At 37.1% G+C, this 12980-nt stretch carries 10 protein-coding genes and 1 tRNA gene; 7 read left to right on the plus strand and 4 right to left on the minus strand.

Translation table 11 applies throughout. The features are described from left to right. Nucleotides 1–2 precede the first annotated feature (2 nt). From pulA to GD631_RS19945, 3 genes are read right to left on the minus strand one after another with little or no spacing between them, the layout of a single operon-like run. Nucleotides 3–2009 (minus strand): type I pullulanase, encoded by a 2007-nt coding sequence (gene pulA / locus GD631_RS19935; protein WP_143259427.1) that lies wholly within the window; start codon nt 2007–2009, stop codon nt 3–5. Between the two features lie 58 nt (nt 2010–2067). Beyond that, entirely contained in the window at nt 2068–2634 is a 567-nt protein-coding gene (gene ruvC, locus GD631_RS19940) for a crossover junction endodeoxyribonuclease RuvC (protein ID WP_143259426.1), read from the minus strand. After that, a complete protein-coding gene (locus GD631_RS19945; RefSeq protein WP_143259425.1) occupies nt 2631–2933 on the minus strand; it encodes a DUF4286 family protein in 303 nt (100 codons plus the stop codon). The genes ruvC and GD631_RS19945 overlap by 4 nt, the downstream gene beginning before the upstream one ends. Before the next feature lie 117 nt (nt 2934–3050). On the opposite strand from GD631_RS19945, the gene GD631_RS19950 reads away from it, so the two are divergent. The 6 genes from GD631_RS19950 (at nt 3051) to GD631_RS19975 (ending at nt 9016) form a co-directional block, all read left to right on the plus strand. Continuing rightward, a tRNA-Ala gene (locus GD631_RS19950) sits at nt 3051–3124 on the plus strand. A 66-nt stretch (nt 3125–3190) separates the two neighbouring features. After that, nucleotides 3191–4855 carry a tyrosine-type recombinase/integrase gene (locus GD631_RS19955; protein ID WP_143259424.1) on the plus strand — a complete coding sequence of 555 codons (1665 nt, stop codon included), beginning with the start codon at nt 3191–3193 and terminating at the stop codon, nt 4853–4855. A 286-nt stretch (nt 4856–5141) separates the two neighbouring features. Continuing rightward, nucleotides 5142–5315 carry a hypothetical protein gene (locus tag GD631_RS19960; RefSeq protein ID WP_185911519.1) on the plus strand — a complete coding sequence of 58 codons (174 nt, stop codon included), beginning with the start codon at nt 5142–5144 and terminating at the stop codon, nt 5313–5315. A 608-nt stretch (nt 5316–5923) separates the two neighbouring features. After that, nucleotides 5924–6133 carry a hypothetical protein gene (locus tag GD631_RS19965; protein WP_143259423.1) on the plus strand — a complete coding sequence of 70 codons (210 nt, stop codon included), beginning with the start codon at nt 5924–5926 and terminating at the stop codon, nt 6131–6133. Further along, nucleotides 6120–6761 (plus strand): hypothetical protein, encoded by a 642-nt coding sequence (locus tag GD631_RS19970; RefSeq protein ID WP_143259422.1) that lies wholly within the window; start codon nt 6120–6122, stop codon nt 6759–6761. The genes GD631_RS19965 and GD631_RS19970 overlap by 14 nt, the downstream gene beginning before the upstream one ends. A gap of 494 nt (nt 6762–7255) precedes the next feature. Then, on the plus strand, nt 7256–9016 hold the full coding sequence (locus tag GD631_RS19975) for a DEAD/DEAH box helicase family protein (protein WP_143259421.1): 1761 nt from the start codon (nt 7256–7258) through the stop codon (nt 9014–9016). Nucleotides 9017–9234: 218 nt separating this feature from the next. Here GD631_RS19975 and GD631_RS19980 read toward each other — a convergent pair whose 3' ends face one another. Beyond that, complete coding sequence (locus tag GD631_RS19980; protein ID WP_143259420.1) at nt 9235–11019, minus strand: RagB/SusD family nutrient uptake outer membrane protein; 1785 nt, start codon at nt 11017–11019, stop codon at nt 9235–9237. Between the two features lie 649 nt (nt 11020–11668). Here GD631_RS19980 and GD631_RS19985 point away from each other — a divergent pair. Beyond that, entirely contained in the window at nt 11669–12688 is a 1020-nt protein-coding gene (locus GD631_RS19985) for a DUF3871 family protein (protein ID WP_143259419.1), read from the plus strand. The last annotated feature ends 292 nt before the right edge of the window (nt 12689–12980 follow it).

The raw sequence follows: 12980 nt of genomic DNA on the forward strand, positions 1-12980 counted from the left end.
ATTTACTTGTACATAATCAACGCAGACTGACCAGGAATAATCACCTCCGGTCCGGTTTGCGTACCCAATCCACGCACATCTATCACTCCGTCTTTGCATACTACCGTATATTTGCCAACAGGAACTTCCAGTCGTGCAGGAGTCGTACGGGAATTAAAGGCTACGATAATATCTTCCCAGCTATCTCCATTCGCACGCTCTTTGAGTCGGAACGCAATCAGGTTTTGTCCTTCAACCGGAAGGAACTCCAGATGTTTCCGGACCATTTCTGCATTTCCCATACGGAAAGCCGGATGAGATTTACGAAGCTCAATGAGCCGTTTATAGTATGTAAAAACATCTCCGTTCGTCGTTTTGCGTCTCCAATCAATGGCATTGATGGCATCCGGACTTTTATAACTGTTGTCTATCCCTTGTTTATCACGCATCACTTCTTCACCTGCATAGATAAAAGGAATTCCCTGTGAAGTAAAGACTATCGTTTGTGCCAATTTATCAAGTCGAACCAACTGTTCAGGAGTAGCTCCCGGCATACTTGCCTTCAATCGATCCACCAGACACAAACCATCATGGCAGGAAACATAACTAATCATCTGGGTAGGCTGTTCCGCCCACGGTTTCTGACTATAATTTACGGAATCACAGCGTACTTGCGGGTGCTTGATAGCTCCAACAATTCCGAATTTTACACTCATTTCTCCCCCCGGAACCCCGGCAAGAAAAGCCCCTTCCTCCTTTTTCCATACAGGGCCGCAAAGCCCGTCACGCAATTCATCCGAGAAAACAGCAATTCCGGGCATATGGGAAATATTTCCTTTCATCGCCAATGAATCTGCCGGATATTGAGGAGCTTCGGCCGCCCAACCTTCTCCATAGATACAAATAGTAGGATCGACTTTATTGACTGCTTTTCGAATCTCGTTCATTGTTTCAATATCATGCACTCCCATCAAGTCAAAACGGAAGCCGTCAATATGATATTCTTTTATCCAATATAGAACGGACTCTATCATGAACTTACGCATCATAGGTCGTTCACTAGCCGTTTCATTGCCACATCCTGAACCATTTGCCAATGTGCCGTCTTCTTTCTGACGGTAAAAATAGCCGGGAACGGTACGCTCAAAGTTACTTTCAAGCGTATTGAAAGTGTGATTGTAAACCACATCCATTATTACCCTAATTCCGGCTCTATGCAGTGCTTGTACCATCTGCTTGAACTCTTTCACACGAGTGGCAGGCTGATAAGGATCAGTTGAATAAGAACCATCCGGCACATTGTAATTCGCTGGATCATATCCCCAATTATAGTGGTTTTCATCTAATTTTGTTTCGTCGATAGAGGCATAATCAGAGGAAGGAAGAAGATGCACGTGTGTCACTCCGAGTTCTATCAGATGATCGATACCTGTTGGTTGATTGCCAGAATTCACCGTCCCATGTTCAGTCAGTGCAAGGTATTTGCCTTTATTCTTTATTCCCGAAGTAGAATCGACAGAGAAGTCACGATGATGCATCTCATAGATAATCATATCAGCAGGAGATTTCAGAGAAGGACGTCGGTCACTCTCCCACCCCTCCGGATTGGTAGTCTTCCAGTCGATGATAGCAGCACGCTTCCCGTTCACTCCTACAGCGTGAGCATTGATTCCCGGAGTATCCCCTTGCCATTTATCGTTGATTTTTACATTGAAAGCATAAAATTTGCCGAGCAGGTCTTTATCTACTGTAGTCACCCAGGTTCCATCCTCTCCGGGTTCCATCTTCACCGTTTCGTAGGCATGCCCACCCTCACCCGCATCATAAAGCATAAGGCGCACTTCTTCTGCTGTTGGTGACCAAAGGAAGAATTTGGTTGCCGACGGCGTATATTCCATTTCTGTAAGGCTTCCCGTACGAATCGGATATAATTCAAAAGAAGTATACTCCTTTTTCGCAGGAGAACAACTCATCACTGTTGTCACTGTAGTCACACCTAATATTGCTAAATAATTATTTCCCATCTTCATCTCAGACCTCCCCTGTGATACTTCACCTTATATCTATAACCCCTTATAATCAAATGCTTTATTTCACTTTATCCGGATTCTTCGCAATAAAATCCTTCCAACTACTATACCCTTTCTCCATTGTCGGTCGCCCCATTTGCAGGAAATGACAATAGGCTGCTGCCAAGCCATCCGTTGCATCCAGAAAGGTAGGCATATCTTCTTTTGAAAACCGGAGCATCCGCTGCAACATATCCGCAACTTGTTCCTTTGATGCCTGCCCATTTCCGGTGATAGCCATTTTTATCTTCAAAGGGGCATACTCGGTGATTGGAATGTCGCGGCTCAAAGCTACTGCCATTGCTACCCCTTGTGCACGACCTAACTTCAACATCGATTGCACATTTTTACCGAAGAAAGGTGCTTCAATAGCCAACTCATCCGGTAGATAACTTTCAATAATACTCAATACCCGTTCATGGATATGACGAAGTTTCAGATAGTGATTGGCAAATTTACGCAAGTCGATAATCCCCATCGCAATCATTTCGGGTTTGGTTCCTCTCACCCTTAAAACCCCATATCCCATGATTGTCGTACCGGGGTCAATCCCCAGGATTATCTTTTCTTTTACCGGTTGAATCACTCTATCACCTCCATCAAGGTCGGAAATCCGACCACTTTATCTTTAAATATTTTTGCCAGTTCGTCATTCAGTCGCACCCCCTGTTCCAAATGCCAGCGATGCAATAATCCACTGCTTTCTACCTCCCATTGCAAAGAATACGCACTTCCTTCTTCCCGATGACTCAATATCCGGCAAATGCGGGGTGCCTTCAACGCACCGTGTTTCTGTACTTCAGGGATGTAACTCTCTTTTATCCAAATCAGAAAATTGTCGTGAACGTCATCGTCCACTTGAAAAGTTGTATTATAAATCAGCATATCTTAAATTTCAAACTAATTATTTACCGCAAACATAGCAATTATTTCAGAATATTGCATTATATTTGCGCCAACAAAAAGGATTCGTTTACAAACGTTATCATATAAGACAAAAAAGGGGCGTTAGCTCATCTGGCTAGAGCGTAACACTGGCAGTGTTAAGGTGACGAGTTCGAGTCTCGTACGCTCCACAAATAAGGTACACAGTTATTGCTGTGTGCCTTTTTTTATGCTCATACGCTTAATAGCGTCCTATTATGCAACCTAAAACACTAAACAATGATTCTATTAAGAAAGCTGAAACAATGGTTTCAAACAATGAAATCAAACAATGTTTTATCCAAGAGATAACACCCTACTATAACCTAGTAAAACCTAAAGGGACAAAACCAACAATGGTTTACTTTATAGTAAGAATCAAAAACGAACAGGTACGTATATCTACAAGATGTAAGGTGTACCCCAATCAATGGGAGAAGAATAAAGCTAAAGTAAGTAAACTACTTCCCAAACTAGAATCTGATAATAATATGATTCTTAATAACCAAATCAAAATATATAATCAAAGATTTGACGAATACAAATATTTAGTAAATTGCGGGCAAATTGAGATGAATAAAGATACTTTAAAACATTATATCTACAAAGGACAAATTATGAAAGAGATAAAAGAAGCATTGAATATACCCCAAACATTAAAAGACTACATCTATAATGATATATCATTCACTGACGCTACAAGGGAAAATAGAGTAAGAGAGGTTGAAAAATTTGAGAGCTTTTTAAATGGTAGGGTATTGAATAGTTATTCAGAGCTAAACACAAAACTGTTTAGGGAGTTCCAAGAATGGTTAATTGAGAATGTTGAGGGTAAAAATGAGGATGGAACAGCATCCCCAGCAACATTAAATAAAATAGTTTCCAACTTATTAGGGTCAATAAATAAATATTTGGTAGCCAATGAAATTATTTCTAAGTCACAATTTATAGATATAGTAGTTACACCTATAAAGCAGACAAAAAACGATAATAAAATAGCCTTAACAGAAGATGAAATCTATTTATTACACAATTACCAATGTGAAACTGAAAAGGATGAGCAAATAAGAGACTTATTTTTATTAGAATGTACAACAGGACAACGCTTTAGTGATGTAAACAAAGTAACCAACAACATCATACATAAAGATGGCAGAACATACATCAACCTTGTACAAGATAAGAATAAAGCCCCTATTCAAGTAGATATACTATTTGAAATGGCATTAGAAATAGTACAAAAATATGACTATAAGCTACCAAACATTAGCAATAAGCTACTAAATGAAAGAATTAAAATAATAGCCCAAAAAGCAGGCATTAAAGGAAGTGAAGAGCTTTTTTTTGACCATATAGACAAAAGCAAAGCCTATACTATTACAAGAGAAAGACACGAATGTATTTGCAGCCACACAGGTAGAAATACATTTGTTACAATGTTATCATTACGTGGATGGCATTACCACGAAATAGGACGTTATACAGGTCATAAGAAAATAGAAACGATACAGCACTATGATAAATCCAAAGTAGGTACTAAATACAGGGTAATGTTTGAAGCTCTTCAAAAAGAACGTCCAGAATTACTGTTAAAGTTAGTTATTGATAAAGTTGATAAAAAAGAGGAACTTAATAATAAAGAGACAACTAAAGAGCCTCTCAACCTATTAACCAATCCACTATTAAATGACAACGAAAAAGTAGAACTGGAGTATTACGCAATTGATAGAGATGTAGATATAACTAAATTTGACCTTACTAATGATGAGTTAAAATGGCTGGATAAAACAGAAGGTACCTTTCAAGTTGGTATAGCCTCTTTAAAAACAAGAAAGATACTTAACAGGCTTATTCTAATGGGAATAGTAGTTAGGCTTAAATAAAGATGACACATAAACAACAATAGACAGCCTATACCTATTTCACACAAAATTTGATTATGAACTTTTAGCCTATAATAGCCCTGAGACAATCATATTCTCCCCGAACAGCTACGGCTATGGGGAGAATTTTTGCTTTATCGCATCCTCAACTCAAATATTCCACAATTTCGACTTGTTGTTTGGTGATGCGGTCGGGACTTTATACCTTTGCAACGTGATTGAAAGTCAGAAATGACCGAGTTTCTCATCACCCAGATTCACCACTACAAACCTAAATCTACTTCAAATGAAAGAACTGACCTACGCAGACATTCGTAAAATGGCACTGGAGCATGGCATCAAGGACACAAGGCTGCACATTGGACTTTGGGCTTCTGACCGATACGTCAAGAAGAGAAAAATGATACAAGGCAAGACTTACACAATCTATCTGCCACATCACAAACCAGAACAGGAATGATTTTTTAGTTCCAACCCTGCCACCAAGCTAGCAGAAAAGGGCATATCTTCACTTCATAAGGCTCTCAACACAAAGTTTTAAGAAAGTTTACGAAGCGTTTGGGCACCTCACCGAAGTGCAGTATCTTTGCACTACCAACATGAGATAAGGGTGGTATCACTGAAACTACTGAATTACCCACTTGAAACATATCTGAAAACCACTATTTGAATTTACGCCACTCACCGCACACAGATTCATTCTTTATATACCTAATTTTATGAATTTATGGCAATGAACATGCTATTGATAAGTTCAAGCTACTTCCTAAGAAACATTCCAGTAGCAATTTTAAACAAGAGAGAGATTATCAAACTCAAAATGCAGCGGTACAAGGACGTAAAGGTTTACCTCTACAGTTTTATACTACCAGACTACATGACAGATGAATATGTATCAGAGCAACTGGACGCACTTGCATCGCACTTGCTGTTCCCGCATCTCATACTATCCATCGCCAATACGACAATCTACAACCCAAGACTTGTCGCCAATAACGTGAATGGCATAGTGCATATCGTTTTATGCTTTGAGCATGATTGAATCAACAATTTTATGAATTTCTAATAATGAACACCAAACAGGAATTTAGCTTTGAAGAACTACGCAGGCTTGCATTGGCTCACCAAGTAAAGGACAGCAAAACAGTGATTGGAATATGGGCTAAGCTCAATGGATATTCCAAGAAACGCAAGCAAAGAGATAACAAGGTTTACACCGTTTACATCAAGATGAGCAATAATAAATCTAACACGAATAATAACTATGAAAACGTATAGACTCCCCCAATTAATTGGACACATTGATGTTAAACGTTTTAACAAATCAATGACTAAATTTAACGAGAATATAAATAAATTAAACGACTTTGTTAGTATGTTTCCCAAGTTGGGGATTCCAGTAACAACAGAAATGCTTCAAGAACTGTGTGATGATTATGAAGCCATGTGTGACAAATATTTCGGTATCATATCAGAAAGAATTTTGAATGAGCTTTCTGCACAACCAGATGGTTTGGATATTGAGAATTACGAGAAAGAGATTAATCAATTAAAAACGGATTTTAATAATAAGATAAGATGGTGGATGGAAGATAGACGTTTCAGAGAGTTCATTGATGTAGGATTAGAAAATAAGACATTTCACATATCAGATAATAAAATCTATGAAAGCTTTGGAGCATTTTACTTCTATGTCATGGTAAGTGCACATTATGTAGAATGTGGAAGTGAATCATTCATTTTAAACGAGTTACAATGCATTTGTGATAATATGAACAAACTAAGGGAGTATAATATCACTCTAGAATTGCTGCCAAAGTTGATAAAAGATAGTCCCAATGAAGGATACGTAGTTGACTCTAAAGCTTTTAATGAATGTAGTGATAAGGTGTTTTATGAGAGATGATAATAGAATGTATAAGGGAGGACTGTGCAAAACGGTTCTCCCTTTTCGTGTTCATACATATCAGACTGGCATATATTCCCAAATGGATATGCAACCAAGTCCAATTACCTACTGCCATGTAAGCCTGTAATGGGAATTGAAAACTTATTGGCATTTGAAGCGGTCATATTCCAACGTTCAAATAGGGGGTATAGCTCATTTCTGCCATTTACTAATACAGGTACAAATCAAGTCATGGATTTCCTGTTCTACTCCAACTCTCCCTGATATACATTCACTACAATGCTGTCATCTCCTAAATCAATGAATGTGCCAGTCAGATACTAAAATTACAGACATAATGATACGCTTATGGCATAATTCTTATGGACGAGTTTTTCTTCAAATCGTCCCTATATAAGAAGAAAAAAATAACCCTACTTAAACTTAATCTAAAGTCAGATATTTTAAATACATAGATTGCAATTTTATAAATTAAACTTAATCTATACACAATGAAACAAGAAATCATTAATGGTGACAATGCCCGATATTTGGGCGAATTAGAAAGATTTAAAGATGGTATTCCTTTTGGAATCGTGAACAAGACAAAGACAGATGTAGGCGGCACTTATGTGGCTGCAAATTGCAGTAGCAACTATATTATCGTATGTCCGTTCAAGGACTTGGTGGATAGCATAGCAGCAGATAAGAATAACAGGTATGAAGTATTCAAATGTTATGGCGGTGTAAGAGAATACCAGTTCAGGAAATATATCAAAAACAATACCACATATAAGATAGCCGTGACCTATGACAGCCTGCCCAAATTAATTGGATGGTTGAGCGGTACAGAAGGGTGGAAAGTCTTGGTAGATGAATACCATTTAATTTTGGAAGACATGGATTTCAGATATGATGCAATTAATGGCTTGATGGAAGAAATACAGAAGTTCAGGCATTATTCTTTTTTGTCTGCCACTCCAATTGACCTTGACTTTGAGATAGATTTCCTGAAACGGCTTCCACATTACAAAGTCCAATGGAATGGAGTGACGAAAATAACTCCTATTAGATATAAGGTCACGCAATTAACCAAAGGACTGGCTAGATTCATACAGATATTTTTGGATGAAGGCATATCACTCCCAGACATAAACGGCAATGTCAGTAAAGTGGAAGAACTATATATTTTCATCAATTCTGTGACCAGTATCAAGCAGATAGCAGATACGTTGAAGCTGAATCCAGATGATGTGAAAATATGCTGTGCTGACAGGATTAGAAATAACAAACTGTTGGGCGAATACCAGATTGAATCAGTCAGTAGTCCCAATAAGAAGATTAATTTCTTTACAAAGAAATGCTTTCAGGGATGCAACCTTTTTACCAATAACGGGCTGATAATAGTAGCCAGTGACGCATACAGAACACAGACTTTGGTGGATATAAGTACTACTATGGAACAGATAGCAGGCAGAATCAGAATCAATGATGAATACCAGAATATCTTTAGGAATGTGATAGTCCATCTGTTCTCCACCAATAAGAATGTTATGAGCGATGAAGAGTTTGAAATGGTGATGCAGGATAAAGAGAAGGAAGCTGACAAGTTGCTAAGCGGATGGAGCAAGTTGGATAAGGAAGAGAGACAGACCTATATTAAGAGGATGAACTTAGACACTGAACTAGTCTCCATCATTAATGGCAGGATGGTATATAACAATCTGAAAAAACAATCTTTCATTTATAAGCAGGCACTAAGGAAGACATACAAGGATGGAATCAGCATCAGGGACAGTTTTATGCAATCAGAAAAATTTGAGCTTACCAACCAGAATAAATGGAAGGATTTCAACATAAAACTGGCAAAGGCAATGACTGTCAGTTATGAGCAATTACTAAAAGATTATCTGGATTCCCCTTCTGAATCTTATGAACAGGAATATCCAGAATTTCCACTAATCAAAAGATATTTGAAGGAATCTGAAATGAATACTCTTAGATGGAACAGGGAGAAGATGCTAAAAGCTGTAGAGGACAAGAAACAAGTTGATAAAGTTTTCTTGGCTATATATCAGCCTGGCTTTATCAGCAATCAGGACTTGAAAGACAAGTTGAAGGATGAGTTTGGCAGATTGGGAATCAAGTTATCCCCCAAAGCTACTCTGATAGAGAATTGCACTCTTTACAATGTGGAGAAGGCAAGCAGGAAGATAGATGGAAAAACTGTTAGTGGGTATGAACTTGGCAAGATGATATTTACCTTTGAATAAGAATCTACCAATATGACAGAACAGGACAAGAATAAAGCTCCAGACCATTAATAAGGTTTGGGGCTTTTTATGTATATTCCCAACTCAAAAATATAGGTACTTAAAATCATACCCCCGCCCTTTAGATTGAGAAAGTGATATATCTACATAAAAAGAACTGTGCCAACAGAATTTTCATTATTTCTTGTTGACACAGCCTTAATTACAACCTCATATTTTTAATATCCTGCATTTTGTTTTATTAGCGAAGGATATTTATCAAGCGCTTCTTTAGGAACGGGTAGCAAGGAGTTGTGAGTTTTATAACCAGTGATATTTTTTAATTTGGTATCAATAATTCCCCATCGTCTCCAAGTTGAATATTCCAGTCCTTCTTTATTTAATTCTTGCTCAAACAGTTTTTGAATGTATCCTCTAATCTCATCTGTTGTAGCACCTTGAGGAGCTATAATAGCTTGTCCTTTTGCCAATACTATCTGATTGAGATATGCAATAGCTTCTTCCCTTTGCCCTATTTCATTTGCAGTTTCAGCAGCCATTAACAGCACTTCTACATAACGTATTGGATGAAAATAGGAGCCTTTGCTTAACTGGGGAATAGTATCGTTGTAGCCTCCCCAAATTACAGCCTTGTTCTCTGTAGTGGCAAAAACATCTTCACTAGACAAACTATAATTTCCTCCATCTATGAGTTCCCTGCATTTTTGATATGCTCTTTGATAATCTGTTTGATTTAGCCATGCCCGTGCTGATATCGCTTGAGGAGCTCCTTTATAATTGCTGGGAAGATATTCTATCAATTCATCCAAATAAGCAAATAAGGCATTTGTATCAGATGTAGGTTCACTATCATGTGATTTCTGGAAAATGAACTGACCATAATATCCTAAAATATCGCAATAGACCAATCCCAAATCAATTTTTATATTTTGAGAAAGGGTATTCCATAATTCTATATCAGTAGTTGCATTTGCTGCCGTTTCTTGTAATTGAAGCCCTAATTCTATTGTTTTATAAGCATTTTGCCAATAGCTGTCTGAACTATGTTCAATGTATTCAAAAGAAAATTCTTCATATCCATACGCCAGTTGCTGATTTAGTGTACGGTTTTGATAATAGAAATTTCGTATTTGTGATTTCCATTGCTCTTGTGCTTCATTGATTTGTACAGGCTGCCTTTTAGCTTCTTTCATAAAACATTCTTGGGTAATTTGGTTGTTGCTGCCATCATAAATCAAAACATTTTCTCCTTCTTTCAATTCATCATTAGTGACCATACCATCCCAATTGTAATCCACATACATTTGAAATTCATTTTTCTCCAATTGATAGAAAATCGTATCTGAAGCATGGTTAATTATAACTTCTCCAGAAGAGTCTGTAACATAATCACCTAAAGATTCCCTAGAACTGTTGAATACTTTTATAACAACTTCCGCTAACGGCTCCCTTTCTTGCAGATAATCATAGGTTAATAAATTCCAGACTTTAAATGTTGTTTCATGTAATATTGGAGCTGTTTCACGTTCTGGAATTACTTTGGGAACAATATAAATATAACTGTCACCTACAGGTATTGCTTCTCCTGTAATGACAACCCCATTAACAGATACTTCATCACTAATTTTAGATACTAGCAATTTGTCTCCATTAACACATGTGAGCTCCTGCCCATCTGTCAAGTCTTCTTTTTTATAGCTTCCAATGACCATGTGACGTTTCACAGAAACGGTGTCCAAATCTACATTTGCTCTTGTCGTTATTTCATTCTTCACAGCAAATACAGTCAACTTTTCTGCCGTGACATCTGTTAGATTGGTTTGTTTCAAAACTTCAATAAAATCACTGGCTTGTGGAACAGTTTCTTCCAAAACCTCTACTACATCTTTTACTACTTGGGGAGTTTCTTTAGGTTGTGTTGGTTGTTCTTGTTCATCATCAGAACATGCAGAAATGAAACAAACTAACATTCCGCATAAGAACATGAATAGCTTATTTTTCATAATGTTGCAAATATTAAAATTATATCACAAATATAGACATATAAACAATTACTATCAAATATTTGATGTAAAAATATATAAAATACGTTTTCCTATAGTAGGTAATTGTCATATCAGGCACAAGAATAATTCCTATGTTTGCCATTGCTTTATTATCCCCCCTCCCTTTTATTCAAGAAGTGTTTTCTATTTAGACTTTATACAGCTATAAGGTGAAATATTTGATTTGTCAGTGAGCGTATTAGATGTATATCGTGCGCTAAGCTTTTGTGAAACTACTAACACCCCCATACCAATCATTAGGAAAAAGAAAAGATAGCATGAATTGCTATTCAGCCCACAAACGCTTTGAATTTCTGAAATATGCGGACTTATCAACGATTTGTATATGTCTACATATAAAGATGCACAAAGGAAAGTGAATGAATAGTACTTCATGTTAAGCCCTCATTTTGTCCTTAAATACACTATTTACTAATCTATTATTATGCGTATGGAGAATTTAAAGATTTTATTGACGTTTGGAATAATTCTAATTGTGCCAGTAGTCTTAGTGCCACAGTTCTTTATTGGATTATTAATACTGATTGTGGCTTGCTTGGCTTTCAGACAGAGGAATTTCTAATATTAACTTAATAAATTACAGATTATGGAATCAACATTACAGATTATGCCAGTACAGAGAACTAGTAGAAACTTTGGTGAATATGCAGAAGAAGCGGTAATAATTGAAGAGCCAGTAAAGCCCAAGAAAGTAAACCACTTTATAGAAGCAAATTCTGTAGAAGTCACTTTAGACCATTTGAGGAATGAGAATGTAATACCAGTTTTCAGCAAGGATAATGAACTGACTATTTCGCATCCGCAATTCATTGAAACGGTCTGGGAAGCTGCCAACTCATTCTATAGTGGTGAACAAATCGAGCAGCCAGATATAAGGTGCAGCCATGTGATAAAAGGAAGAAAACCAGAAGCCGTTAACAAGCCAAAGAACCTGTTAACGGAAGCTGACACTACCCAATATTACGAAAGATGCGCTTTTGCCATAGATATTCCATCTATCTATGAAGATGTATCTGGCAACAGGCTTAATCTTTCTATAGTTGGCGTTCGTGCCTTGAATAGAGAGAATCTGGCAACTAAGAAAAGCCCAGAGTTATTCAGATTGGCGGTTTCATTCAAGAATACCGTATGCTGTAATATGTGCGTTTTCACAGACGGATATAAGGACGACATTAAAGTAATGAGCACAAAGGAACTGTTTAGGGCTACATTGGAACTACTTAATAATTTCAATGCAGCCAAAAACATACATTTGTTGCAAACGCTTGGCGATTCTTACCTGAATGAGCACCAATTTGTGACCTTGCTTGGCAGAATGAGACTTTATCAATGTCTACCACAGGGGTATCAAAAAGCAATTCCACGTATGTTATTTACTGATACACAGGTTAACAATGTGGCTAGGGCTTATATCGATGATGAGAACTTTGGGAGCTTGGGAAATGATATTAGTATGTGGAAATTGTACAATCTATTGACAGGTGCTAACAAAACCCATTCGTATATCGATTCATTCTTGGATAGAGCCTATAATGCTACAGAACTTGCAACGGGTATATGTTCCGCTTTACATGGTGATGATAATTATCAGTGGTTTCTTAGTTAGTGGTATTTGAGAATATATAGGATTGTCAAATACAGAAAAAGGGCATCTATATAATAAAGTATAGGTGTCCTTTCTTTATTCTGTCACTTATTAATAATCAAAGATTTATGTTACAAACGTTAGTAGTCGTTACATTTTGGATTATAGTTTTCTTTATTGCGTGTGCAATCTCACCTATTGTATTCTTCTTCATGATTATCTGGACTATATACAAGATTATTACGGTGAAGTAGTACATTAAAATGCAGAAAAAACAAAGAGCATCCATACAGGTGCTCTTTTTATTTATAAA

This window comes from Bacteroides luhongzhouii (assembly GCF_009193295.2).
In the GTDB taxonomy this organism is placed as follows: Bacteria; Bacteroidota; Bacteroidia; order Bacteroidales; family Bacteroidaceae; genus Bacteroides; species Bacteroides luhongzhouii.